Here is a 25204-nt window from a genome sequence, read left to right as displayed (position 1 = left end):
TTCTCTGGGCCACGTTTCCATTGTTATGGCGCACCTTACCCGGCGTAAGAAGAGCCTATCCCCGGACACTGGGCTGATTCGACCGACGGACGGTCCGTCCTGTCAGTCGAGTCGCCGGAGCGTAACGCGGGCCGAGAGCAGCGCCAGCAGGGGGAGCGCGGAGGCCACGACGACGGCGGTCGCGGCGGCCGCGAACAGGGCGACGGGATGGGCGGGCAGGGTCGACAGGACGACGGCGAGCGCGAGCGCGATGGTCGTGGCACCCGCGGTGAAGGCCGCTGTCGCGGCGAGGACGACTGCCGCGGTCGCGGCGCAGTGAGCGGTCGCCTCGACCGTCCGGGCGGCGGCGTCTCGCAACGTCGTTCGCTTGGGCAATTCGAGCGTGTACTGCGTGTGTCGCATTGGTCTGAGTCGGGTGAGTTCGGTGGTCGAGCGATGCGTCGTGTCCGCGCGGCGCCGAAGTCGGCCGACAAAGCGTCGCGGAGTCGGTCGGCGGGTCACGGCGGAGTCGCCCGACCGCTGGCTGAGTCCAGCGGTCAGGCCGACTGGTCGGTCTCGACGGCCGTGACGGCCCGAACGCCGAACTGGTCGGCGACGGTTTCGCGGACGGCCGCCCGCTCGTCCTCGACCGAATCGTCGAGGTGGACGTGCAGGCGGACCGAGGCGTCCACGCGGAGGTCGTTGAGCGTCGGAGTGACGCCCGAGATGTCGACGACTTCCGTGCGGTCGACTGCGGCGCTTCGGCCGAGGACGGTGGCGATACCGTCCTGTAGCGTACCGTCGTCGCCGCGAGGGACTTGGATTTCGAGGTCGGCGGTCGCGTCGATGGTGGGTGCGGTCATGGTGATACGTCGTGGTTGGTGTGTTCGTGGTCGTTCTGTGTGGGGTGGTCGTTCGGTCGCGGTCGGTGTCTCCCGGCGAGTGTTCGCTCGCGGCCGCGAGACGCGGCGCTGTCGGGAGCGCAGACGTGTCTGATCGTTCGGACCGACTCACGGAGACGAGTCGCGGCTACCGAGTCAGTGCGCCGGAGAAGGACGTGGTCTCACGGACCCTTCCCGACGCACGCCGCTCGCTTCCGAGTCGTGAGTTCGAGAGGAAGCGAGCCGACCCGGCGTCACGTGGCCGACGGGAACGAGTTCCCGTCGGCGTCCGCGAACGCCTTACGCGGTCGGGATGGTCCGTTCGAGGCGATACCCATTATCGCCCGTATTGCCCACCCGACCGGCGTCGTCGGCCCCCGCCGGAATCACTCCGGCCGAAGGAACGAACGCCGTGAAGACGGACGCCACGCCGTCGGCTGAAGCGCCGAGGGCGTCGGTCCGGATGGGTGGGCATTTCATGGGTGTCACCTCGCGCGCCCAGTCGTTCTGGGCGGCTGACGTATCTGCTGCTATTACCGGACATCTATTAAAACTGACTGAACTGTGTTATCACGTGACGTGGGACGGTCTCCTCCGAGGCAGGTCAACATTTATGCTTGATACTCTCTAACAATAGCTTACGAACCGATTTCCATGGCTCGAACGGCCTATCTGGTGAGTGCGCTCGTGACCGGCGTCGTACTGCTCGGGGTCTGGGCGTTCGTCGCCCGGATGGAGGACTGGCGGAGATACGACTCCTCGGCGAGCGGGGGGAGGCGCGACCCGACGGACGGAACCGGCGTGACCGATTCGGTCGGCGCGTGGGTCGCGGGCTTCCTCCTGCTGGTTTTCGTCGCGGCCGGCGGCGCGGTACTGCTCGTCAGTGACGCCGCGGTAGCGTCGGCGGTCGGAAGCTGGGTCGCCTTGGCGGGGATGTTCGGCGTTCTGATCGTCGGATTCCTCCTATGGGGAACGTACAGTTCCGCGCGATTCCGCGGACTCCAGAGCGCCCAGGCCGCACTCCTGAGCGCGTGGCTGCTCGGGTCGCTGTCCGTCGCGGCCATCGCGGTCAAACTCGTCTTCGGAGGGTAGCGATGCCGATCGCGCTGGTGACGACGATTGCGACGACGACTGTCTCGGACACCGACGTGCGCGTGCCCGACGACGAGACGCCCGTCAGGTGTCCCCACTGTCACCGACCGTTCCGGACCGAGCGACTTCGTGCGCTCCACGTCGGCGACTCCCACGGAGACGACTGCTCGGCAGACGAGCGAGAGGCCTACGACGCGGCGCTCGAAGCCGAGCGCGAGGACCTGTTCGTCTACCACCTGAAGGTCGTCGCCGGTCTCGTGGCCGTCTACGCGTTCTTCTTTTTCACGTACCTCGCGGTGTCGATGGTGCAGGCTCCGGGCTGAGCGGACGGCGCGTGTGCGCGACCGGTTTCAGTCGTCGTCCGACCCGACTTTAGACGCGGGAACGAACGGACCGAACGCCGCCGTCCGGCGCGCGATGGTCGCCACTCGGAGGATGTACGCCGACAGGACGGCGAGCGGAACCAGCGAGAAGACTACCAACGAGCCGGCTATCGAGACCATCGCCGCGTGATAGAGCGTTAGCCCGGCGATATCTCTATAGGTGAAGATTCCGAGCGCGGCCACAGCGACCGACGGGATACCGGTGTAGACGAGCAGTCGGGAGAGCCGTGCGAGTTGTCGTTCGACGACGACCGTCTTGAGGTACTGCCGGGCGGCGTCGATTTCGGTGAACTGTTCCTCGATTTCGTTCAGTTTGGCCACCGTCTCGGCCGAGAGGTCCGCGTCCAACCCGTTCCGTATTCGCCGGGTCTCGTAGAACTGCATCGAATCGTCGTACGCCAGTACGGTCAACAGCGTGTCGAGCATGCTGTACTCCTCGGCGGCCAACTCGTCACTCGTCCGTTCGGCCTCGGCGACCACCGACCGGACGTACGACTCGATTTCGTCGCCAAGTTCGCCGTCCTGCTCGCATTCGTCTCGGAACGCCGTCGCCGTTTCGGAGACGGCGTTGAGAAGCGTCCGGAAGAACTCGGACGCTCGCGGCGAACTCACTCGCTCGTCGGCACGACGTTCGACGCGCTTGCGGAACTCGCCGATTTCCCGCCGACGTTCGTAGAGGTCCTGAATCGACCCCAACTCGTGAGAGAGGACGATCTGATTGACGCCGACCGAAATCGGCACGAGGGTCAACAGACCGTTGACCGTTCCGTTGAGGAACCACAGCACTCGACTCGGCGTCGTCACCGTGGCGAGACCGAGCAACCCGGCCACGGCGAACAGTCCTCCGATACCCGCGAGGAGGACGACTGCGACCAGGGACCTGCGTCCGGTCAACAGGAACCATCGTTCGGCTCTGCCGGTCCCTCGACGTGACCTCGGCGTTTCGTTCGTCTCGCCCATTGGCGGTACGGACCACGCCACGACATATCAAGACGGGGGTACCGGGCAAGACGGTGGCACCGGGCGTTTCGCAACCACGTCACGGAAGGCGCTCCTACAGTATCGAGTACGCCGCCGCAGTCGTCAGCGCCAGCGCCGCCAGCAGGCCCACGAACATCGTGAACGACACCGACCGAGGTTCCCACTTGAGGTGCTGGTAGTACCACGCGACCATCAGGGCCTTCACGAACGACAGCGCGATGATGACCCAGAACGCGGTCCAGTAGGGCAGTCCGCCCGACTGCTCCACGAGGACCTGTGCGGTCGCGAAGACGAACAATACGACGTAAATCGCGGTGTAGAGTTTCGTTCGTGTCATGGGTGGATTCGGAGTGTGGATTCGATGGTGTAATTTCGGTTCATGGTCACAGGATGTAGAACAGGGGGAACAGGAACAGCCACACGATGTCCACGAAGTGCCAGTACAGCCCGAAGTACTCGACCGGCCTGTCGTCGTCGAGATACGCTCCGTTCCACGCGCGGGCAATCAAGTACAGAGTGACTATCAGCCCCGCGATGACGTGCAGACCGTGCAGGCCCGTCGTCAGGTAGAACGTCGAGGACGCGACGTTCGTCCCGATGTTCCACCCCTGCGGGAACGCTTCGGTGTGGACGTGGAACAGGTGCATCCATTCGAGCGCCTTGTTGACGAGGAACGCGACTCCGAGGACGAACGTCGTCACCAGCGACCCGACCAGTCCCCACCGGCTTCCCTTCTCGGCCGCGACGAGGGCCAGAACAACCGTGAAACTACTCGTCAGCAGGATGTAGGTGTTGACGAGTCCCGGCAGGGGGACGTGTGCCGCCGGAATCAGGTGGTGCCAGTCGGTCCACCCCTCCGCCACGCGGATGAAGGCGTAGGAGCCGATGAACGCGCCGAACAGCACCACGTCGCTGGCGAGGAATATCCAGACGCCGAGTTTGGTGTTCTCGACGCCCTCGAACGGCCAACTCTCGCCGAACGGGCCGGTCAGCGCGTGGAACTCCTCGCGGGCCATCCGGACCAGCGCCCACAACCCGCCGAGCAGGCCGCCGACCGTCATCGTAGCGTAGAAGCCGCCTTCGAGACCCGCCGGATAGCTCGCGCCCTGGAGGCCCGACAGGCCCAACAGCAGGACGAACGACGCGACCCCGATGGCGAAGGGCCAGATGCTGGCGTGGCTCTCGGGTTCGTCCGCGCGGGCCTCGGCCGCGTGGCCGTGCGCGACGCCTCCGTCGGTCGCTTCCTCGCTCGTCAACTCGCCACCGTCTGCGACGCCACCCGCGCCTCTCCGGAACTCCAGCGACCCGCTACTGAACGAGGGTCGGCCGGGGAAGTTCTCCAGCGGCGGTGGCGAGGGGATGGCCCACTCCGTGGTGGTCGAGTACTGCCACGGGTTGTCGCCCGCCTCCTCGCCCACCCAGAGGCTCTTCGAGAGGTTGTAGAACATCACGAGGAACGACGCGCCGAGGACGAACCCGCCGACCGTCGCCACCTGGTGCCATCCGATAAACGCCTCGGGATACACGAAGTCCCGGCGCGGCGTCTCCCACGCGACGAACATCGGGAAGTAGAGCAGATTGAACCCGACGAAGTAGAGCGCGAAGTGGACCTTCCCGAGGAACTGGTCGTACATCTTGCCCGTCATCTTGGGGTACCAGTAGTAGAGTCCGCCGACCAGCGCGGTCACGCCCGCGACCATCACGTAGTGGAAGTGCGCGACCACCCAGTAGGTGCCTCGGAACTCGTAGTCGAGGACGACCGCGCCGAGGAAGACGCCCGTGATGCCTCCGAGGATGAACAGCATCAGCGCGCCGAACGAGAACAGGAAGGGCGTGGTGAACCGGACCTTCCCCTTGACGGTGGTGTAGATGAGCGCGAACACCATCAGGTCGAAGGGCAGCGAGATACCGATGGTGGTCGCCATGAACAGCGTCTTTATCTCGAGGTTGATGGACGTCAGGAACATGTGGTGCATCCAGACGAGGAAGCTCTGGAGCGCCACCAGCACCATCGCCGCGATGAACCACTTCCGGCCGACGAGTCGCCGACCCGTGAAGGTCTGGAAGCACTCGGCCATCACGCCGAGCGCCGGGAAGAACACGATGTACACCTCGGGGTGGCCGAAGAACCAGAACAGGTGCGCCCAGAGCAGCGCTCCGGCGTGGCCGGTCGCCGCGAAGTAGGTCGTCCCGAGCAGGCGGTCCGCGGAGAGAATCATCAGCGCGGCCAGCAGGGCGGCGAACGCGAACAGCATCATCCACGTCGTGAGCAGGATGGTCCACGTGAACAGGGGCATCCGACGGAGGGTCAGCCCCTCGGCGCGCATCCGGTGCATCGTCGTCAGGAAGTTGACCGACCCGATAGTCACCGACGCGGTGAACATCGTGAGCGCCAGCACCGCCGTACTCGCGCCGATGTTCGGCGTGTACACCGGCAGGTTCAGCGGCGCGTACATCGTCCACCCGCCCGCGAAGGTACTGCCCTGGAAGAACGACACACCCAGCAGGACGCCCGAGAAGAGGTAGAGCCAGTACGACAGCGCGTTCAATCGCGGGAACGCGAGGTCTTTCGCGCCGATTTGGAGGGGCACTACGTAGTTCGCGAACCCGAAGGCGAACGGCGAGAGGAACCAGAACACCATGATGAGGCCGTGGGCCGAGACGGCCTGATTGTACTGTAACGGTTCGAGCAGGGTCGCGCCGGGCGTCCACAGTTGGAGGCGCATCAGCAGCGCCAGCACCCCGCCGAACACGAGGAAGAACAGCGCCGTGATGGTGTAGAGGACGCCGACGTCCTTGTGGTTGGTCGTGACCAGCCACCGCTTGACGCTCGAGGGGTCGGGCAGATCGTGGTGGTGGTCGGCCCCGTGAGTCGCGTCTGCGTACCCGCCGTCCGTCTCCGTTTCGATCTCTTCGTCGGTCATGTTGCCACCCCGTGCGCGCTCGTCGCGCCCGAGGGCCCGACGAATGCAGAACTATTCGACACCGAACCGTCCGACGCGGAACTGTTCGAACTCGTCGTGTTGGCGTACCACGATTCGTACTCGTCTGGTTCCATGACCACTACCTCCGCGGTCATGTAGGAGTGGCCCGCGCCGCAGAGCTCGAAGCATCTGGCTTCGTAGGTCCCCGTCTCGCTGGCGACGAACCACGTGTCGGTCTGCTGGCCCGGAATCGCGTCCGTCTTCACCCGTAAGTCGGGAACCCCGAAGGTGTGGAACACGTCGTCCGAGGTCACGCTGAGGTGGACCGACTCGTTTCGCGGAACTCGCAGCGTGTTGGCGGTGTGGCCGTTGGGGTAGACGAACTCCCATCCGAACCGGAAGCCGACGACTTCGACTTCGAGGCTCTCCTCGCCCTCTGCTTCGCCGGGCGGGTTCTCCTCGACGTACAGTAGCGTCCCGTAGGTCCAGACGATGAGCGAGACCACGATTATGGTGCTCAATCCGAACGAGAGGAACAGTTTTCGACCGCCACCACCGCCCGTGGGGAGTTCACCGAGGCCGGGCGCGTCGTCGTCGGGCGCCCGACCGTCGCCGTCTCGGTACTTGTAGGCGTTGTACACCATGTAACCGACGACCACGACGCCGACCAGCGTTCCCAGCGCCAGAAACACCGTGAATATCTGCTGGAACACCTCTACTCGCGTTCCCTTCGGTACGATCCCGGACTGCGCCGGGACGATCTCACCGACGAGGTGGGGTAGCTCTCCGGCCGACGGAATCATGTTGGTTGATAACACGCTTCGTATACTTATCGGTTTCCCACAAATTTACGTGATGGAGGGAGAACGCTTTTTGCTTGAGGGGTGGTATCGATACACATGGATGGGGACGAATCAGAAGTTACGACCGAGTTTCCCGACGACGTAACCGACGGTGCGGAACCGGACTTCGACCACCTCTGGGGTATCGTGACCGACGGACTCATCGGGGCCGTGGGTGGACTCGTCGGAACCGGGTCGCTGACGGTGGGCCTGCTCATCGCGGCCTCGCTCGGTGCGTTCGACATCAACGAGTTCGCCACTCTGGCCGAACTCACCGGTCTCAACGTCCTGTTCGAGCGGAACCCCGCGGCAGTGGGCTACATCCTGTTCCTGTTGACCGGGATGGTGATGTGGCCGCTCCTGTTCGCGTCCATCGGGTCGTACCTGCCGGGCGACAAGTACGCCATCAAGGGTCTTCCGTTCGGTTTCGTCCTCTGGACCGGGTTCGCGCCCGCCTTCTACGACGGCTACACTGGCCTGGCGATGATACTCTATCTGGTGCTCACGCTGGGTGCCCACTTCTCGTACGGATTCACGCTCGGTGCGGTGTTCGACTACCTCGGGAACCGGCCGGATACGCTGGTCTAGGTCGCCTCCACCGACCCGAAGACTTTCGTCGGAATCTTTCCGGGGGTGGAGTCCGTTCGACGGGCATGGTCAGTGAGTACGCCAGACTACTCTTCGCCGTGCTTGGACTGGCAGTTGGATACACCGTGGGCGGACCGCCAGTCGCGGTTCTGGCTTCGATTTTCGGTTTCTTCCTCGGACACGTCTTCAGAAGCACTACCCGAACCGTGAAGACCGAATAGTCTGCCACTCAGTCGGGGTCCGTCGCGTGGTCGTCGGGACGGCTCTCCGAGGTGGTTCGCGAGTCGTCGGTTCCCTCGCCGCCGTCGGCGAGGGCGGTTTCGCGCTTGCGCTCGAACCACGCCCACTCGTGGGTCTGGAGGCCGTCTTCGGCGAGGTCCCACGGGTCGCCGTCCTCGACTGCGGGGCCTTCGAGCCACGAGACCAGCAGGTTGTAGACGAAGACGAGTTGGCCGAGCGCGAGGACGTAGACGCCGATAGTCGCCAGTTGGTGGAGGTCCGCGAAGTAGGCCGTCGGACCGACCGACAGGTCGTAGCCCGCGTATCGGCGAGGCATCCCGCCGTACCCGAGCAGAATCATCGGGAAGAAGGTGAGGTTGGTGCCGACCATCGAGAGCCAGAAGTGCCACTTGGCCAGCGTCTTCTGGTACCATCGGCCGGTGTAGAGCGGGAACCAGTAGTACACCCCGGCGAAGACCGCGAACGCGATTCCGCCCATGATGACGTAGTGGAAGTGCGCGACCACGTGGTAGGTGTCGTGGAGCACGAGATCGACTGGAATCGCCGCCTCGAAGACGCCGGTGACGCCGCCGACGATGAAGTTGGCGACGAACCCGACGCAGAACAGCATCGGCGCAGTCAGTCGAACCCGGCCGTTCCACATCGTCGTTATCCAGTTGAACGTCTTGACCGCGCTCGGGAGCGCAATTGCGATAGAGACGGCCATGAACGACGCCCGGAGTCGGGGGTCCATCCCCGTGGCGAACATGTGGTGGGCCCAGACGCCGAACGAGAGGACGCCGAGCGCCAGCGTCGAGTAGACGACGAACTTGAAGCCGAACAGTTTCCGGCCCGAGAACCGCGGCAGGATGAGGCTGACGAGACCCATCGGGGGCAACACGAGGATGTACACTTCGGGATGGCCGAAGAACCAGAACAGATGTTGCCACAGCATGGGACCGCCGCCCTCGGCCGCGAAGAAGGAGGTGCCGAAGTTGCGGTCGAGCAGGAGCATCACGAGCGCGCTCCCCAGCAGGGGAAACGAGAACAGAATCTGACCCGACTGAACCAGCACGGTCCACGAGAACAGGTCGAGATTCGCCCACGTCACGTCCTCTCCGCGCTCGGCGAAGATGGTGGCGATGAAGTTGATAGCACCCATGGTCGCCGAGACTCCCGAGAGGTGGAGACCGAGCAACATCATGTCCACGCCGGGGTTCGTCTGTTCGACCGACAGTGGCGGATATAGCGTCCACGCGGTCTGGGCTCCCGAGACCTCGCCGACGAACGGCTCGAGCAGGATACCGCTCCAGATCAACACCGCCGATGCGGGCAACAGCCAGAACGCGATGGCGTTGATGCGGGGAAACGCCATGTCGTCCGCACCGATGAGCAACGGGATGAGGTAGTTCGATATCGACGCCAGAATCGGCGTCCCGAACAGGAACAGCATCGTGATGCCGTGGGTGGTCATCAGGGCGTTGTAGAAGTTCGCCCCGAGCAGGTCCACCGGCGGCGTGACCAGTTCGGTCCGCATCAGCAGGACCGCGACGCCGCCCCACGCGAACGACACGAGGGCGAAGACGCCGTAGAGGAGGCCGATGTCCTTGTGGTCGACCGTGGTCAGCCATCGAACGACACCGGACGGTTTCTCCGCGGTCCCGCGACCCGACTCCGGGGCCGTCGACCCGCCAGCGGTCGGAGCGTAGGACCGCCAGTCCTCCATCCGCGTGAGCCACCACCCGACGCCGAGCAGGAGCAGACCCATCAGTATCGACAGGGTCGATTGGAACGTTGCCATGAAGCCCGATTGTCGGTGGGCCGACATGGAGATTATCCGGTACATGTTCGGCTCCGACGTAATACCGGCGCGTCACGCCGGAATCGAGGAAGACCGATATCCCGATTAACCTCCGGTGGCTCCCTGTTCGAGACGGACCTCGACCGTCATTTTTGATATAGCGGGATACAATATATGTGTTTCACTCCGGATTCTGCCGCGAGAGGCGTGGGTCTAACAGTCCACACCGGACCGTTATCTCCACGATACCATAAGAAATAAGATACGAGTGTCGAGAGTGGAGAGTATGGCTGGCTTGAAATCGCGGACCGGAGGAGCGAACCGGCTTCTTGCCGGCGAAGCAGGCAAAAACCGAGGGACCCACGTGGACTCCCCACGAGCATGACGGACGCCGTCACGACCGACCCGTTCGGCGACGTTCGCTGGACGACCTGCTCGCTGGACGACTTCCGCGACCTCTACTGGGAAGTCGTCGCTCCTCGCCTCGAAGCCGAGGGCCGCGACCCCGAAACCCATCGTCCGACCCATCAGTGGTTCCGCGACGAAGGCCTTCGGGCGTTTCTCGCCGCGCTCCGGCGACACCACGACCGCTCTTTCGGCGACTTCTGGCGCGAAGACCTCGACCTCGGCGACGGCGAGGCGTACGACTGGGCGACGAACGACCCAGACACCCGCGACGCCCTGCAGACGTTTCTCGACCGGCGTCGGAGCCGCCACGCGCTCCGCGAATCGACCATCGAAACCAAGCGCCGCCGACTGAACCTCTACGTCCGCGCCTACCGGGCGGCCAACGACACCGACGACCTGCTCTCGCCGGTCGCTCGGGACTCCGAAACCCCGACTCACGAGGCGGTTCACGCCTGCTACGCGGCGTTCGATTGGATAAACGCCCGGGAGTACAGCGCCAGAACCAAGATCCGCGTTCGAGGCGTCGTGGACGAGTGGTATCAGCATCTCGTGGGACGCCGCCTCGCGGCGGTCAACCCCGCGACCGGTCTCCACGACGAGTTCAAGTGGCAGGTCGCGGAGTCCGACCCGTCCACGCTCTCACACGTTCACGTGCGCGCGCTCGTCCGAGCGGCCGAGTCGCCGCGCGAGCGCCTGCTGGTCGTCGCCCTCGCGGCCTGGGGTCTCCGAGCGAACGAGGTCGCCGCCCTGCACGCCTCCCAGTTCGTCCGTGACGTGGGCGAGGACGAAGCCCCTTACGTCACGTTCGAGGAACGGAAAAACGGGCCGGGCGAGGTCAACCTCGTCTACGGTCTCGACGCGCTCGACGCCCGACTCGAACAACTCGCCGACCGCGACGACTGGTCGGGACACCTCTTCCCCTCCGAGCAGGGCGCGGCCCCTCACGCGACCCGGGAAACCGTCTGGTCGTGGTTCCGCGAACTGGCCGAGCGCGCGGACTTGCCCGACGAGATCGACGGCGAGCGCCCGAGTCCCCAACTCTGTCGCCGATACTGGTACGACACCTACACCTCGGTCCTCGAAGGCGTGCTGGAGGGGTTGGAGGACATCGCGGCCGAACAGGGTAGCGACGACCCGCGCGTCGTGCTCTCGAACTACCTCTCGGACGAGCGCGCTCGTCGGGTTCGCCGGGAGTTCATGCGGTCGGAACTCGCCGACGCGTTCGAGGGTGCATAAACTACTTTCTGCTATACTCAAATTCGGCGCGTAGTCACGCCTCGACGGTCGGAAGAAGGAGCGTCTCGACGACGCAAAAATCCGGGTTAGGCGTTGTTCATCCGCTTGTTCGTCGTCTCCCCGCACTCCAGGCATTCGGCGACGCGATACGGTTCGCGGGAGAACTCGGTGTTCTCCGATTTCTTGCTCTCGGTTTGAATCTCGATAGTTACGTCGTGAGGCGTCGACTCGCCACACGCGTCACAAATCTCGACAGTCTCCGAGAACGCTGAACTTTGTGTTGCCATTTGAGGTTCCCCCGATTAGTACCTCGGAGTACAGGCCCATCAAGTGGTAACTCGGTTGAACGACGTTTCACGAGTTTGAATAGTTGCGGGACGGAACAATACGGGTTTGAAGACGAAATCCCGGGATTCGCGGACAGTTCACGAATCGTTCAAACGTTTCACTATCTTGAACGGGACGGATTTGGCCGACGCTGCGTAGTAACCGTCGGCTAAAACGCCCCGACGCTTCACGTTTTTAGGTCCGCTCCCCGTAGTCGAGGCGGTGTCTGGAGGAACGAAAACCGCAAACGGAATCGTCGCTCGGCGGCAGAACGCGGTCGCCGCGTGGGCGCTGGTCGCTTGCATCGGTGCTGCCGCAGGGTTCAGCGCGAGCGACGGCGACGTTCTCTGGGCCGGACTCGGTCTTTCGGCGATCGCGGTCGCGTTGGTTCCGGCCGTCGCCTACCGACGCTGGACCGCGACGCTCCCGTGGGAGGTGTCGCTGTTCGTCGCGGCCCCCTACGCGCTCGAGTCGTTCGACCTGCTTCTGCCGCGGTCGGTCGCGACGTTCCTCGTCGTCCCCTCGCTGGCGCTGGCTATCGCGGTGGAGTTCGACGCCTTCACCTCCGTCGAGATGTCACCGGGGTTCGCCGTCGTCTTCGTCGTCACGACGACGATGGCCGCCGCGGGCGCGTGGGCGGTCGTCCAGTGGGTCGCGGACCTCGTGCTCGGGACGCAACGCCTCCGGGGACTCTCCGAGGTGATGTGGTCGCTGACCGCCGCGACGGGCGTCGGAATCGTCGCGGGCGTCGCCTTCGCAGCGTACTTCCGGCGGGTGGACCGCGAGCGACTCGGCTTCCGGACCGCCGACCGCTCGCGTGAGTCGGCGGTCGAACCGTCCCGGCCAGACTCTGCGGTCGAATCCTCGCAGGCCGACGCGCGACCGGAGTCCGACGGGTGGCTGCAGCTGTCCGACCGCCGTCGGAAGCAAGTCGTCCGGACGCTTCAACTCGCGCTGGTCGTGATTCTCGCGGTGGGTCTCTACCAGCGGCGCGTCGGAGTCGTCGTCAACACCGTCGTCGCGCTCGCGGTGATGGAACTCCCCGGCCTGCTCGAACGCGACTACGGACTGCCAATCGACGCCCGACTCACGCTCTGGATAGTGATTCCGGTGTTCCTCCACGCCCTCGGGTCGTTCGGTCTCTACGGGGCCATCGGACTCTGGGACAACCTCACTCACACGCTCTCGTCGTCGCTGGTCGCGGCCACCGGGTACGCCACGGTCCGGGCGTTTGACGTACACGACGCCGACGTGTTCCTCCCCCGGAAGTTCGTCGCCGCGTTCATCCTCGTCTTCACACTCGCGTTCGGCGTCCTCTGGGAGATACTGGAGTTCGCCCTGGACGGGTTGGCGTCGTGGAGTGGAACCAGGAGCGTCCTCGCACAGGTCAGCCTCGCCAACACGATGACCGACCTCGTGTTCGACCTGTTCGGGGCCGTCGTGGTCGCTATCTGGGGTGGCGCGTACCTCTCGGGGGTGTCCCGGTCGCTGGCCGAGCGATTGGAAACGGACGAACCCGAGTCGGAGTGAAACGCGGCGTGCCGTTAAACCTCTAAACCCGTCCGTCGTAGTACGCCGGACACTCATGAGCGACGCTCAGCACCCGTTCTCTCGGGACCGAATCGCGGCAGTCGCCGACGAGTACGCGGTGGACGAGGACACCCTCGACGACGCACTCTCCCGAGTTCAGAGCGCGATAAGCCGGGACAGCAACGACGAGGAGTACGAGTACTCCTCCCAGCACAACTTCGGTTGGCGCGACGAGGAGGCGTACTACCTCTACGGCGACGGCGTCTGGGAGACGCTCCGCGACGAACTCTCGCTGGCCGAATCGGTCGCCGAGGCCGCCCGCGAGGTCCACCGCCGCAAGACGGTGGCGTCGGCCGACGAGCGCGACGAGCGCGAGAACGTCGAGGAGATGCTGGCCGACGGGACCGAACCGCTCGTGGTCGTGGACACCGCCAGCCAGCCGCCGCTCTACGGACAGGACGTGTGAAACGCGCGCGTCGGCCGTAGCCGTCGCCGATTACTCGGCTTCGTCGGGCACGTCGAAGTCGTGGAAGTGTTCGCCCTGCTCCTTGCTCAAGATGTCGAGGGCGGCCGCGCCGCCGTCGCCCGCCGAGATGACGGCCTGCCACTCCTGATTTCGAATCATCGCACCGGTGGCGTAGGCGTTCTCCACGCTGGTCCGCATCGAGAGGTCCACGTCCACGAGGCCCTCGTCGGTCGTCTCGCAACCCAACTGCTCGGGGAGTTCGGTGTCGGTCCCGGTGGCGAACACGACGTACTGGGCGTCGTACTGGCCGTCCTCCGTCGTCACGGAGAACTCGTCGCCGTCCCGCTCGACCTCCGTCGTCTCCTCGCCGACGCGGAGGTCGGCGTCGAACTCCTCGACCTGCTCGCGGGCGTCCTCCATAAACTGGCTTCCGCCGACCGAGTCGATGCCGAGGTAGTTGTACAGGTGGGCCTTGTGCATCCACGTCTCGTCGGTGTCGAACACGACGGTTTCGAGGTCGTTCTTCGCGGTGAACAGTCCGGCGCTGAGTCCGGCGGGACCGCCGCCGATGATGACAACTGTTGACATGTGTCTCGAAACGACGTTCAGCGACGTAAGCGTTCACCCCGCGGTCGGTTCTGCCGCCTCGGCGTGAGACTGCGCTCGGAGTTCAGAAGTCGTCCAGTCGCGTCTGGTCACCCAGAAGCGGTCGCGCGTCGTACCCGAGGTGAGTAGCGAGGTGGTCCGAAAAGTCCTCCTTGAAGCCGTGATGGGTGTAGACCACCTCGGGGTCCACCGCTTCGACGGTTTCGACCAGTTCGTCGAAGTCGCAGTGGTCCGTCAGGGGGAAGGTAACGTCGTAGCCACCGCGGTAGCGGAACGACTCGTCTACGGCCCATCCGGAGAACCCGGCCTTCAGGCCGTCGTGGCGCTCCACGAGAGTCGTCACCCAGTCGCTCCGGGCGAGGTGGGTCGGGAGGACCACGATTTCGTCGCCTGCGAGGCCGTCGCCCTCCCCGGCCGCCAGCGATTCGGCCGGGAACGAGAGGTCGGTCGCCGTCTCGATGGCGTCGTTGACGCCCCGAATCGCGTCGTGGACGACGAGCGGCCGGTTGGTCGCCTGCCGCGCGAGTCGCTGGAGTTTCTGGGCCCGGCCGAGCGAGTAGCCGAACAGGAACAGTGGTCGGTCGGGGTTGTCGGCCAGCCAATCCCGGATTTCGGCCTGCAACTCGGCTTCCTCCGGAAACCGATACCCGGGCTTCCCGTAAGTCGTCTCCATCACCAGCACGTCGGCGTCCACCGGGTCGAACCCCTCCAGGTAGAGGCGGTCTCGCGTCGAGAAGTCGCCGGTGTAGAGATACCGGCGTGCGGCCCCGTCGGGTCGGTCCGCGCCGTCGGGTTCGACCAGCGCGGCCCGCGACCCGACGACGTGGCCCGACGGGTAGAGCGTCACTTCGTCGGTCCCGTCTCGGAACTCGGGGAGGGTCGCGCCGGTCCGAGCCTCGACCAGCGCCGCGGTCGGGGCCGAACAGACCACGGTTTCCGGAGTCCGTCGGAAGGTGTGGTCGGAGTGGGCGTGGCTCACCAGATTCACGTCGCCGACCGCGCTGGAGGCGTCGGCGACGTAGGTTCGCCCGGCCTCGATGTGGATGCCGTCCTCGCTTCGGACCGTCATTGCCGGATTTGGGGGCCAGAGCCTAATCAGTCTCGCGCTCCGGCCGGAAGTCCGAGACACCGAACAGAGTCCAGGGCAACATTTACATTCGTTAGACGTTAGTTATTCTTTCTTTACTCCGTCGCCACAGTGTTCTATCGGACCGCGACGCTCCCGGCCCAACCCCGCCGTTTCCGCTGTCTTTTCGGCCGTACCGCGCTCGGCCACACCGGCCTTTCCGCTGTCTTCTCGCCGCAATCGCTCGCTCCCCGCGTCGGCGACCCGTCCGCGGCGACTCGCTTTTGGGTGAGTAGCCCGTCCGTTCGGACGTGATTCGACTCCCGATCCGTCGATGCCCGAACTGTTGGTACGTCGGGCCGACTCGAAAGTTCGTGGCGGAGGACGGTACTCGCTACCGATGCCCGCGATGCGACCACGAAGTCGAGGCTCCGGACCCCCGGCTGAGCTAACACCGTCGTTTCCGCTGTTTCGTCCGGTGGGTTCGTCGGCCCGTGCCACGTTCCGCTTGGACCGCTACCGTCGCGCCCCGACCCGAATCCGTAAATCCGCTCGGCGAGTACGGGAGGGTATGTCCCCTTCGTCTACGGCGTGGATGGTCCTCGACGCCGGACACGGTGCGAGCGCGGGCCCGGTCTTCGTCGTGCTCCTCGCGCTGGCGGGTCTCGGGTCGGCGGTGGTCCTCGGTCTCGCGCTAACGGCACTGATCCAGCGGCGTTCCCGGTCGTACCTGCTGGTGACGCTGGCACTGGCGACCCTGCTGGCCCGGACCGCAGTCGCGGCGATGACGCTCACCGGGTCGGTCGCTGCCGGACCGCACCACCTGCTCGAACACGGATTCGACGTGGTGATGGCGGCGCTGGTCGTCGCGGTCGTCTACGACGCGCGGTCGGTCCGCAAGTCCGTCGACAGCGGAGACGACCCGCCGATTCGGAGCGACGGCGGCGGTACGCCGGTCGAGAGCGAGGTCTCCCGGGAGGACGAACCATGAACGAGACGCGCCGGTCCATCGCCGACCACGTCCGTGCGAACCCCGGCGTCCACTTCAACGCGGTCGTCCGGGCGCTCGACCTCGCACCGGGGCAGGTCCAGTACCACCTCCGGCGACTCACCGCCGACGAGGAGGTCGTGACCGACGAGGTGCAGGGTCGGACTCACCTCTATCCGCCTCGATTCGACGACTGGGAGCGGTCGGCGCTCGCCATGTTTCGACGCGAGACCGCCCGCGACGTGCTGGCCCACCTGCTCGACTCCGGGGCGACCACGCCCGCCGAACTGGCCGACGAACTCGGGCTCGCTCGGAGTACTGTCGAGTGGCACCTCGACAACCTGACCGACTACGACCTCGTGGACAAGCGCCGGGAAGGCAATCGCGTCCACCTCGAACCTGCCCGGCCGGAGGCGACCGCCGACCTGCTCGGCGAGGTCACGCCCTCGCTTCCCGAACGCATGGTCGACCGGTTCACGAAGTTAGTGGACGGACTGGTCGAGGAAGGCTAGTCGGCTCTACCGCTCGTATTTCCCGGTCACGTCCGGGACCACCGCCTTCGCCGTCGCCGACCTTTCGACGGTCGCCCGTCCTCACGCTCGCGGTTCGGCGTTCGTTTCGGTCGGGCACGTCCCGACGGCGTACGGGATGCAAACCCATTCATGATGAACTTCTAATATTTTTAATCTGCGAAGTTCGAGGCGTCATTATTCCAAAAATATTTCACTATCTATCCCATTCTCTGTAACGGTTTTAGACACCGCTAACGAACCCGATACTAATGAGCCGACAGGGAGACGGACGGAACGTGGAGACGAGGACGGAGAGGTATCGTACTCTCGTCGACGAGGGATTCGAACCCTTCGTTCGAGAACTGGGCTCGAACCTCCGGAGATGGTTTATCGAGCGATTACCTCCGGAAGTACTCTACTACTGGTTCGAGGCACGCTCGCGCTCGATTCCGAGCGTGAGTGACGCGAACCCGCTTCGGTTGGTGTGGGTCGACCCCGATAGAATCGCGTACTACGACAGGAGGATGACGTACAGTTTCGGTCAAGTACTTGACGGAACGTGGGACGAACACACCGGCGTTTTCGAGGACGAACTCGTCTACTGGTCCATCGAACGACGATACGTGGGCGGCGTCGCGTGGGAGGATACGGAACTGTATCGGGAGTACTACTCGCGGTTGCGAAACGACGGACCTCCGTTGTACGCGCGGAAGTTCGACAACGTATCGGAGTTAGACGCTTACGTCGAGGCGATAGACGATCTCTACGAGCGGATATCCACCGAGGGATACAAGTCACAGCGAGAGTTACTCCGCGAAGAGCCGGACCGTGTACGGGACTCGTCGTACGACACCGACCACATTCTCCTCAACGAAGTCGTCGTGAACGTTCACCGGAACGGGGAACTGGCGAAGAGCGGCAATGGAAATCACAGACTCTCGATAGCGAAACTCCTCGGTATCGACGAGATTCCGGTACTCGTCCGGGTTCGACACGCCGACTGGCAGGCGATTCGGAACGAAATCCGACGTGCCGAATCCCCCGACGAACTGAGCCGAAGAGCGCGGAACAACCTCTCGCATCCCGACTTGACAGATATCGTTCCGGACGACTGGGCGAGAGCGACGGGAATCGAATCGACGGAGGGCGGGTTTACCGACGACTACGAGCAACCACCGTGACGCCACGCGGTCGAATCCACCCTCCTGGTCGCTCTTCGACTCCTTCGACGCTAGAAGTCCAGTCCCGGGAGCGAGTCAGTAGTCCGAGAAGGAGCGTAGTTCGGGTTCGAGTCGGTCGTAGGCGTCGCGTTCTACGTGGTCCCGGACGACGCGGTCGGCATCGAAGAACAACAGCGAGAGCAGTCGTTCGAACCGGTCTTCCAGTTCGGGGGACGAGAAGACCCGCTCGGAGAGTTCCTCACATCGGCGTTTGTAGTACGGCGGAAACTCCCCGCCGTGCGGGAAGACTCCTCGACGGATCAGGTGGGCCAGCTCGTCGGGTTCCGACGGGACCGGAATCCCGTCTGCGAACCGACGATGCCGGAACAGGGATTCCTCTACCTCCGGGTCGACGCGAATCACGTTCCGGACTTCGCTCTGCATCGGCGATTCGTAGCCGACGTGGTTCATCAACTGCAACAGGACGTCCCCGTACCGTTCCCTCCACTCCTGGTATCCGGAGCGGACGTTCTCCGAGTGAGGGTTTCCAGAGCGAGTCTCAGCACCTTTTCCCGCTCGGTCAGCAGTCCGTCTTTCACCCGGCCGGGGTTCGCCACGATTTTATCCACGAACCCTCCTGTGTCGGTCCGTTCCGATCGGAACTGTAGCCGTTTCGAAATCCGAATCGGCCTCTCGAAGTCGTCGGCGGCGACGTACACGTCGACGTCGCTCCCAGGCACCGAACGCGGAAGGTTCTGATGTCCCCGGGGAATCACGAACGTGATGTCGGAGTCCACCAGTTCGGTCAACAGACGTTCGAGGTGCCGGGCTTCTTCTCGACTATACTCCATCCTTCGTCTGCAGTAGGTCTTCTTTCCCCTCCTTGACGGCGTTGGCGAACCGGTCGAACTCCTCCAGGGAGAACGATAACCGGAAATCGTCGACGTGGAGGTGGATGCGGTCGCTTTCGTTGTGTTCGACCGCTACAGCCTTCCCGTCGGACAGAGTCGTCGCTCCGAGCCCTTCCTCGATAATCCCCATCCTCGACTCTCCGCTTGGCCCCTTCGATGCAATCAGCGAACTCCAGATAGTTCTCGATAGAGAACTCCAGACGAGTAGTTCCGACGTGTACGTGTATCGACTCACCGATGTTGTCTTCGACGACTATCCGTTCGCTCGAAAACCGTAGTTCCCGTGGCGTTTCCGCTCGGCCAATCTCCCTCACGAACACGTTCACCGTCCCTTCCCCCTCGTTCATTGCTCCGTCCCCCATTCTCGCTACTTCTCGCAGCTAGCATGAGACGTGTTCATTCTGAACACGAGCGGCAAAAGCGTTCCGCGCGACCGACTTCGCCGCTGTGACCGGGTACGGGACCCGCGGTGAAGAGACCGGAGTCGTTTCGCGTTGGGGTTCGGAGCGTCCAACGTGAGGGACCGTTCTCCGTCACCTCGATGCGCGTCGGCGCGTTTTCGACGTCCGAACCAGAACCCCCTTTCGCGCCGTGTCCTAAGCCTACACCGATGGACGACACTGGGCCATCCGAACCCGGACGACTCTCTCGTCGGCAGTTCGCAAAGGCCGCCGTCGCTATCGGGGGTGCCTCGGCGCTGTCGGCGTGTCTGGGTCGGAACGGTGAACCGGACGTATCGGCCGGTCCCGACGACCTCTCGACGCTCCCCGCGCGCCAGCACGCGTGGAACGAGTTTCTGGCGACCGACGACCACGGAAACGACGTCGCGCCGCGCCACCGCGTCCTCCTCCTGCTGAACTACGCGACCGACGGGACCCCGAGCGACGACGACCGGAAGACCGTCGAGACGGCGTTTCGAAGTCTCGAACGCGCCTACGCCCGGGGCAACGACGGCCTGCTGTTCACTGTCGGCTACTCGCCGTCGTACTTCGAGCGATTCGATGCCGACCTCCCGGAGTCGGTCGATTTGCAGCAACCGAGGGCGCTCGCGTCGTTCGAGGACCCGGAACTCGACCAGCAGGACGCCGTGGTCCACCTCGCCAGCGACCACGCGTCGGTCGTGCTGGCGGCCGAGGAGGCTCTGCTCGGCGAGAAGTCGGAACTCAACGGCGTCGAGATGGAGGCCGACCTCTCGGGAGTCTTCGAGCGGGCCGACCGCCGGACGGGGTTCGTCGGCGAGGGTCTGCCCGCCGACAATCAGGACGCGGAGGGCATCCCCGACTCCGACCCGGTGTCCGAGGACGCGCCGCTGTTCATGGGCTTCAAGTCGGGATTCCAGAAGAACCAGGCGACCGAGGACCGCGTGACGATTCGTGACGGTCCCTTCGCGGGCGGGACGACCCACCAACTCTCGAAGATTCGGCTGAATCTACAGCAGTGGTACGAGCAGGACAGTCGGTCCCAGCGCGTCGGCAAGATGTTCTGCCCGGTCCACGCCGAGGAGGACCTCGTGGAGGGAGCGGGCGACAACCTCGGCGACTCCGCGCAGATGGAGGAGCGAGGCTGTCCGGCCCACACCGAGGACCACGCCCGGACGAAGGGAGTGGTCGGCCACTCCCAGAAGTCGGCTCGGGCGCGGGACGACGACGGGTCGCCGCTGATGATTCGCCGGGACTTCAACTCGACCGACGGCGGCCGAGCGGGACTCCACTTCGTCTCGCTCCAGCGCACCGTCTCGGACTTCGTGGACACCCGCGAGGCGATGAACGGCGAGGACGTGGCCGAGCGGTCGGCGGTCGGCCAGAAGAACAACAACGGCATCTTGCAGTACATGGAGGTTCTCCGGCGCGGGAACTTCCTGCTCCCGCCGCGGGAGAAGCGGTCGCTTCCGACGCCGAATTAGAGCTAATTATACCTTTCTTAGACGCGTATTTTCGTTTTCCTTAGATGTCTGTACATTTCTCCACCCTCGGTTTTGCTCGTCTTTGTAAACCTCCCGGCGCGTGCTGGCGCGGTGCTCACGAGCGCCGCGCCAACCGCGCAAGGGCTGAGCATCGCAGGCCGAAGGCCGAGAAGCGCAAGCGGTTGGGGAGGCGTGAGGTCCGCTGTCGCGGTGCTGTGCGGTTGCGGTGACTCCTCTGCTCAAGAAGTAGCTAGCGTTTCGCTTCCGTTCGGTGGGAGGTGCTGTAGATGTCATCGTTTCCGACTCAAGAAGTCGCTAGCGTCTGGTCGAGTCCGGGCCGCCAGCGCGGCAATTCCTCGGAGTCGGCAGTCCAAACCGCCGGTTTCCATCGCCCGCCTACGGAACCCCCAAACGCTTGCGGATTCGCGAACCTCTTTACCACCCCGCCACACACCCACTCACATGCGAAAAGTCAGATTCCGTGACCCCGCAGGCTCTACCCGAACCGGCGAGTGGACCGACGACGGCATCGAATTCGGTGACCGGACCTACGACGAGTCCGAAGTCGAACTCCTCCCGCCCGCCGACCCCAGCAAGATAGTCTGCGTGGGGTTGAACTACGCCGACCACGCCGCGGAGCGAAACAAGGAACCACCGGAGCGTCCGCTGCTGTTCCTCAAACCCCCGAACGCCCTCTCGGCCCACGGCGACACCGTGACGCTCCCGGCCGGAAAGGAGCGCGTGGACCACGAGGCCGAACTGGCGGTCGTCATCGGCGAACAGGCCCGCGACGTCGCCGCGGATGAGGCGATGGAGTACGTCGCGGGGTTCACCTGCATGGACGACGTGTCGAACCGCGACGACCAGGACCGCGAGCAGAACTGGGTCCGCGGGAAGGCGTTCGACAACTCCGCGCCGCTCGGGCCGGTGCTGGCTACCCCCGACGAGGTGCCCGACGACGCGACGGTCGAGTTGCGCGTGAACGGCGAGACTCGCCAGCAGTCCTCGCGCGACGAGTTCATCTGGTCGGTGCCGGAACTCGTCGAGGAGATTACGACCTACCTCACGCTCGAACCCGGCGACGTGGTTTCGACCGGGACGCCCGCCGGAGTCGCGCCTCTCGAAGACGGCGACGAGGTGGAAGTGGAAGTCGAGGGCGTCGGCGTGCTTCGCCACGGCGTGCGAGAGGTCTGAGCGAGGACGCGACCGACCCGCTTTTCGACGCCCGAACCAGAATCCGTATTCTTCCGCTCCCGCTACTCCCCGACGATGCAACGACGCGACTTCCTTCGTGCTACCGCGCCGCTCGGTCTCGCAGGTCTCGCCGGATGTCTGGGGATGGTGAACACCGAATCGGCGTCGTCTCAGCAGTTCACGACGGTTGCCGACCGGAAGAAGAAGGTCTACTACCCGTCGCACATCGACGGCGTGGAGATGGTCGGGATGGGTGGCGAGGGTCGGTACAAGGTCGGTCTGATGTACAGTCAGCCACACGCCTTCTGGACGATCACGGGCACCGACACCAACCTCGCGCAGGTCGGCGAGAGCGTGACCGCCCACCTGATGGCGACCATCTGGGACCGGGAGACCGAAACCGTCCTGCCGACCGCCAACGTCTCGTCGGAGATTCTGAAGGACGGCGAGGAGGTCGATTCCCGGAGCCTCTGGCCGATGCTCTCGCAGAACATGGGCTACCACTTCGGCGACAACGTGGAACTCGACGGCGACGGAACCTACACCGCGGACCTCTCGGTCGGCGCGATGCAGGCCCGCCGGATGGGCGACCTTCGGGGAGCGTTCGGCGAGCAGACGAACCTCCGCGTGGAGTTCGAACACTCCCGCGAGAAGGTGGGCAACCTCTCGTACGAGAATCTCCCCGACAAGAAGGGCGAACCCGGCGCGCTCGACCCGATGGAGATGAAGATGCCCATCGCGCAGGTTCCGAAGCGCGAGAACCTGCCGAACGTCGTCGGCACGGGGGCCAGCGGTGACGCCGACTTCGTGGCGTTCGCGCCCGACGAGACGCCTCACTTCGTCGCCGACGGCAAGTCCTACCTCGCGGTGTCGGCCCGGACGCCGTACAACCGCTATCCCCTGCCGTTCATGTCGCTGTCGGCGACCCTGACTCGCGACGGGAGCGCGGTCTACGACGACGTCCTCGACCCTGCGCTCGGCCCCGACCTCGGGTACCACTACGGCGCGGCCGTGGACGACGTGCAGTCGGGCGACGAACTTACGGTCACTGTGGGCGCCCCGCCGCAAGTTTCCCGTCACGAGGGGTACGAGACCGCCTTCATCGAGATGCCGAAGATGCAGATGACGGTCTGAGGCGTGACACCCGGCGGTCGTTCCGACTCCTTCTTTCACGGAAAGTTAACCTTCCGCCCGCCGAACCCGTTCTCATGCGCTACGTCACCGTCGTCGCGCGCCCGACCGAGGGCGCGCTCCACCCGCTCGACCGCGCGTTGCGCGACGAACCCGCGGTCGAGCGCGAGGCGATTCACCGCGCGGAACTGCTGGACGACGACACCATCGTCATGTTCGCCGAGGCCCGCGGGGACGCCGACCGGCTCCGCGAGATTCTGGCCGACAGCGACCACGTCCGGGAGTTCACGGTCACGGCCGACGACGAGGGCCGAATCTACTCCTACAGCCACTACGACCCGAACGACACCCTCCGGAAACTGCTGCTCCGGCGGCGCGAGCAGGAACTGGTCGTCCGGATGCCCCTCGAATACACCGACGACGACGCGATGCGCGCGACCTACGTCGGCCGGGACGAGGCCTTCCGTGAGGCGATGGCGAACCAACCCGAGGGCGTCGAGGTCGAAATCGAGTCCACCGGCGAGTACCACCCGAAGGCCGAGGACCTCTTCGCCCAGTTGACCGAGCGCCAGCAGGAGGTCCTCCGGGTCGCGGTTCGGGCGGGCTACTACGAGACTCCTCGCGAGGCGACCCACGAGGACGTGGCCGAGGTTGTCGGTCTCTCGCCGGGCACCGTGGGCGAACACCTCCGGAAGATAGAGTCGAAGGTGCTGTCCCGGTTGGTCCTCTGATGAGTACGCCCAGAGCCGGAACCGCGGACGTTGCGAAGCTGGCCCACCCGCGGCGGGCGCTGGCGACGGTCGTCGCCGTGGTGTTTCTCGACCTGTTGGGGTTCGGCATCATCATTCCGATTCTCCCGTTCTACGTCAGGAGTTTCGGCGTCAGCGACGTGTACATCGGTCTGCTCGCGGCCTCGTACTCGGCGATGCAGTTCGCGTTCGCGCCGCTCCTCGGGTCGCTCTCGGACCGCCGGGGACGGCGACCCGTCCTCCTCATCTCGATTCTGGGAAGCGTCGTCGCGTGGACCGTGTTCGGACTCGCCGGGAGCGTCGCGGTCCTGTTCCTCTCGCGGATGCTCGCGGGTGCGATGGGCGGCAACCTCGCCGCCGCGCAGGCCTACGTCGCCGACGTGACCCCACCGGAGGAGCGGGCGGGCGCGTTCGGTCTCGTCGGCGCGGCGTTCGGTCTCGGCTTCGTCTTCGGCCCGGCGCTCGGCGGGTTCTTCGCCAGCGACCCCGTGGTGGCGCTCGCCAGCGACGTGTTTCCCGCGGGGATACCGGCGACTCGGTTCTCCCTCCCGAGTTTCGCCGCCGCGGGGCTGAGCCTCCTGAACCTCGGCTTCACGGCGCTGTTCCTCGAAGAGTCGAGAGTGCGACGAGAGACCACCGAGGCGGCCCGAGCGGTACGAGGGTGGGTCGAAACCTTCCGGAGCGCGCTCGCCGACGACGCCCTCCGGGGACTGGTGGTGGCGTTCTTCCTGCTCTCGGTCGCGTTCTCCGGCGTGCAGGTGATGTTCATCCCCTTCGTGGCCGACCGGTTCGGCTTCGGTGCCAGCGAGACCGCCCTCCTGTTGACGTACATCGGCGTCCTCGGCGTCGTCTTTCAGGGGGTTCTGGTCGGGCGACTCTCGCGCCGATACTCCGACTCGCTCCTGTCGGTGGTCGGGGCGGCGGTCCTGCTCGCGGCGCTGGCGGCGCTTCCGTTCTCGCCGGACCTCGGCCGGGCGGTCTTCCCGGCGCTCGGCCCTCGGTATCTGACCGCCGAACTCCTCGCGCTCGTCCTGATTCTCCCGGGGCTATCGCTCGGAAACGCGCTGCTCTCGGTGTCGCTGACGACCCTCGTCTCGAAGGCCGCAGGCGCGGCGGTTCAGGGAAGCGCCTTCGGTCTCACGCAGGGCGCGGGGAGCCTCGGCCGGACGGTCGGCCCGCCGATTATGGCGGCGCTCTACGTGGTCGCGTTCTGGACCCCGTTCGTGGCCGGAGCGGGGTTACTGGCCGTCGCACTGGTGGTCCTCGTCAGGCGGTCGCGCGGCGTCGCCGGGCCAATCGGGGCCGACTGACGCCGCGTCGTGTCGGT

At 65.1% G+C, this 25204-nt stretch carries 28 protein-coding genes; 14 read left to right on the top strand and 14 right to left on the bottom strand.

Features of this window, described 5'->3' with window-relative positions; genetic code table 11:
• Positions 1–102: 102 nt before the first annotated feature.
• From E2484_RS16005 to E2484_RS15995, 3 genes are all read right to left on the bottom strand, one after another.
• Positions 103–402 (bottom strand): hypothetical protein, encoded by a 300-nt coding sequence (locus E2484_RS16005; protein ID WP_137286186.1) that lies wholly within the window; start codon positions 400–402, stop codon positions 103–105.
• A gap of 134 nt (positions 403–536) precedes the next feature.
• The gene (locus E2484_RS16000; RefSeq protein WP_137286185.1) at positions 537–842 is read right to left on the bottom strand and encodes a hypothetical protein; all 306 of its coding nucleotides are present in this window, start codon (positions 840–842) and stop codon (positions 537–539) included.
• A 318-nt stretch (positions 843–1160) separates the two neighbouring features.
• Positions 1161–1340 carry a hypothetical protein gene (locus E2484_RS15995; protein WP_137286184.1) on the bottom strand — a complete coding sequence of 60 codons (180 nt, stop codon included), beginning with the start codon at positions 1338–1340 and terminating at the stop codon, positions 1161–1163.
• A 174-nt stretch (positions 1341–1514) separates the two neighbouring features.
• Between E2484_RS15995 and E2484_RS15990 the strand changes: the two genes are divergently transcribed.
• Entirely contained in the window at positions 1515–1952 is a 438-nt protein-coding gene (locus E2484_RS15990; RefSeq protein WP_137286183.1) for a hypothetical protein, read from the top strand.
• A 2-nt stretch (positions 1953–1954) separates the two neighbouring features.
• Entirely contained in the window at positions 1955–2275 is a 321-nt protein-coding gene (locus E2484_RS15985; RefSeq protein WP_321112674.1) for a DUF7410 domain-containing protein, read from the top strand.
• A 27-nt stretch (positions 2276–2302) separates the two neighbouring features.
• Here the strand turns inward: E2484_RS15985 and E2484_RS15980 are convergent, their stop codons facing one another.
• The 4 genes from E2484_RS15980 to coxB all read right to left on the bottom strand — a co-directional run bounded on the left by E2484_RS15980 (position 2303) and on the right by coxB (position 7043).
• The gene (locus E2484_RS15980; protein WP_137286182.1) at positions 2303–3295 is read right to left on the bottom strand and encodes a hypothetical protein; all 993 of its coding nucleotides are present in this window, start codon (positions 3293–3295) and stop codon (positions 2303–2305) included.
• A gap of 94 nt (positions 3296–3389) precedes the next feature.
• Positions 3390–3653, bottom strand: coding sequence for a cytochrome C oxidase subunit IV family protein (locus E2484_RS15975; RefSeq protein ID WP_137286181.1), 264 nt, complete (start codon positions 3651–3653; stop codon positions 3390–3392).
• A 46-nt stretch (positions 3654–3699) separates the two neighbouring features.
• Positions 3700–6240, bottom strand: coding sequence for a cbb3-type cytochrome c oxidase subunit I (locus E2484_RS15970; protein WP_137286180.1), 2541 nt, complete (start codon positions 6238–6240; stop codon positions 3700–3702).
• Positions 6237–7043, bottom strand: coding sequence for a cytochrome c oxidase subunit II (gene coxB, locus E2484_RS15965; RefSeq protein ID WP_137286179.1), 807 nt, complete (start codon positions 7041–7043; stop codon positions 6237–6239). The genes E2484_RS15970 and coxB overlap by 4 nt, the downstream gene beginning before the upstream one ends.
• A gap of 96 nt (positions 7044–7139) precedes the next feature.
• Here coxB and E2484_RS15960 point away from each other — a divergent pair, with 96 nt between their 5' ends.
• Positions 7140–7670, top strand: a complete 531-nt coding sequence (locus tag E2484_RS15960) for a DUF6789 family protein (protein ID WP_137286178.1) — start codon at positions 7140–7142, stop codon at positions 7668–7670.
• A 229-nt stretch (positions 7671–7899) separates the two neighbouring features.
• Here E2484_RS15960 and E2484_RS15955 read toward each other — a convergent pair whose 3' ends face one another.
• A complete protein-coding gene (locus tag E2484_RS15955) occupies positions 7900–9690 on the bottom strand; it encodes a cbb3-type cytochrome c oxidase subunit I (RefSeq protein ID WP_394347923.1) in 1791 nt (596 codons plus the stop codon).
• Positions 9691–10071: 381 nt separating this feature from the next.
• Here E2484_RS15955 and E2484_RS15950 point away from each other — a divergent pair, with 381 nt between their 5' ends.
• On the top strand, positions 10072–11334 hold the full coding sequence (locus E2484_RS15950; protein ID WP_137286177.1) for a tyrosine-type recombinase/integrase: 1263 nt from the start codon (positions 10072–10074) through the stop codon (positions 11332–11334).
• An 86-nt stretch (positions 11335–11420) separates the two neighbouring features.
• On the opposite strand, the gene E2484_RS15945 is transcribed toward E2484_RS15950, so the two are convergent.
• Positions 11421–11621 carry a DUF7835 family putative zinc beta-ribbon protein gene (locus E2484_RS15945; protein ID WP_137286176.1) on the bottom strand — a complete coding sequence of 67 codons (201 nt, stop codon included), beginning with the start codon at positions 11619–11621 and terminating at the stop codon, positions 11421–11423.
• 262 nt (positions 11622–11883) lie between these two features.
• Here E2484_RS15945 and E2484_RS15940 point away from each other — a divergent pair, with 262 nt between their 5' ends.
• Together E2484_RS15940 and E2484_RS15935 are read left to right on the top strand one after the other, a co-directional pair.
• The gene (locus tag E2484_RS15940; protein ID WP_137286175.1) at positions 11884–13191 is read left to right on the top strand and encodes a hypothetical protein; all 1308 of its coding nucleotides are present in this window, start codon (positions 11884–11886) and stop codon (positions 13189–13191) included.
• Positions 13192–13246: 55 nt separating this feature from the next.
• Entirely contained in the window at positions 13247–13657 is a 411-nt protein-coding gene (locus E2484_RS15935) for a hypothetical protein (RefSeq protein ID WP_137286174.1), read from the top strand.
• A 30-nt stretch (positions 13658–13687) separates the two neighbouring features.
• Here E2484_RS15935 and E2484_RS15930 read toward each other — a convergent pair whose 3' ends face one another.
• On the bottom strand, positions 13688–14245 hold the full coding sequence (locus E2484_RS15930) for an NAD(P)/FAD-dependent oxidoreductase (protein ID WP_137286173.1): 558 nt from the start codon (positions 14243–14245) through the stop codon (positions 13688–13690).
• An 82-nt stretch (positions 14246–14327) separates the two neighbouring features.
• Entirely contained in the window at positions 14328–15332 is a 1005-nt protein-coding gene (locus E2484_RS15925) for an MBL fold metallo-hydrolase (protein WP_137286172.1), read from the bottom strand.
• Positions 15333–15900: 568 nt separating this feature from the next.
• Here E2484_RS15925 and E2484_RS15915 point away from each other — a divergent pair.
• The 3 genes from E2484_RS15915 (at position 15901) to E2484_RS15905 (ending at position 18010) form a co-directional block, all read left to right on the top strand.
• Positions 15901–16320 (top strand): DUF7471 family protein, encoded by a 420-nt coding sequence (locus E2484_RS15915; RefSeq protein WP_321112673.1) that lies wholly within the window; start codon positions 15901–15903, stop codon positions 16318–16320.
• Positions 16317–16829 carry a winged helix-turn-helix transcriptional regulator gene (locus tag E2484_RS15910; RefSeq protein ID WP_137286170.1) on the top strand — a complete coding sequence of 171 codons (513 nt, stop codon included), beginning with the start codon at positions 16317–16319 and terminating at the stop codon, positions 16827–16829. The genes E2484_RS15915 and E2484_RS15910 overlap by 4 nt, the downstream gene beginning before the upstream one ends.
• A 269-nt stretch (positions 16830–17098) precedes the next feature.
• Positions 17099–18010 carry a hypothetical protein gene (locus tag E2484_RS15905; RefSeq protein WP_137286169.1) on the top strand — a complete coding sequence of 304 codons (912 nt, stop codon included), beginning with the start codon at positions 17099–17101 and terminating at the stop codon, positions 18008–18010.
• A gap of 75 nt (positions 18011–18085) precedes the next feature.
• Here E2484_RS15905 and E2484_RS15900 read toward each other — a convergent pair whose 3' ends face one another.
• The 3 genes from E2484_RS15900 to E2484_RS15890 are packed head-to-tail and all read right to left on the bottom strand — an operon-like array spanning position 18086 to position 19030.
• Positions 18086–18460 carry a hypothetical protein gene (locus E2484_RS15900; protein WP_137286168.1) on the bottom strand — a complete coding sequence of 125 codons (375 nt, stop codon included), beginning with the start codon at positions 18458–18460 and terminating at the stop codon, positions 18086–18088.
• Complete coding sequence (locus E2484_RS15895) at positions 18460–18786, bottom strand: hypothetical protein (protein ID WP_137286167.1); 327 nt, start codon at positions 18784–18786, stop codon at positions 18460–18462. Before E2484_RS15895 ends, E2484_RS15900 begins: the two co-directional genes overlap by 1 nt.
• A gap of 43 nt (positions 18787–18829) precedes the next feature.
• Entirely contained in the window at positions 18830–19030 is a 201-nt protein-coding gene (locus tag E2484_RS15890; protein WP_137286166.1) for a hypothetical protein, read from the bottom strand.
• 480 nt (positions 19031–19510) lie between these two features.
• Here E2484_RS15890 and E2484_RS15885 point away from each other — a divergent pair, with 480 nt between their 5' ends.
• The 5 genes from E2484_RS15885 to E2484_RS15865 all read left to right on the top strand — a co-directional run bounded on the left by E2484_RS15885 (position 19511) and on the right by E2484_RS15865 (position 25187).
• The gene (locus tag E2484_RS15885; RefSeq protein ID WP_137286165.1) at positions 19511–20803 is read left to right on the top strand and encodes a DUF7405 family protein; all 1293 of its coding nucleotides are present in this window, start codon (positions 19511–19513) and stop codon (positions 20801–20803) included.
• A gap of 462 nt (positions 20804–21265) precedes the next feature.
• Positions 21266–21997, top strand: a complete 732-nt coding sequence (locus tag E2484_RS15880) for a fumarylacetoacetate hydrolase family protein (RefSeq protein ID WP_137286164.1) — start codon at positions 21266–21268, stop codon at positions 21995–21997.
• A gap of 75 nt (positions 21998–22072) precedes the next feature.
• Positions 22073–23131, top strand: coding sequence for an iron transporter (locus E2484_RS15875; protein WP_137286163.1), 1059 nt, complete (start codon positions 22073–22075; stop codon positions 23129–23131).
• A gap of 74 nt (positions 23132–23205) precedes the next feature.
• Entirely contained in the window at positions 23206–23859 is a 654-nt protein-coding gene (locus tag E2484_RS15870; RefSeq protein WP_137286162.1) for a helix-turn-helix domain-containing protein, read from the top strand.
• Positions 23859–25187, top strand: a complete 1329-nt coding sequence (locus E2484_RS15865; protein WP_137286161.1) for an MFS transporter — start codon at positions 23859–23861, stop codon at positions 25185–25187. The genes E2484_RS15870 and E2484_RS15865 overlap by 1 nt, the downstream gene beginning before the upstream one ends.
• Positions 25188–25204 lie beyond the last annotated feature (17 nt).

This window comes from Halorussus salinisoli, from assembly GCA_005239435.1.
GTDB lineage: Archaea > Halobacteriota > Halobacteria > Halobacteriales > Haladaptataceae > Halorussus > Halorussus salinisoli.
The sequence above is the reverse complement of the archived record's forward strand: the minus strand, read 5'-3'. Positions and strand labels throughout refer to the sequence as shown.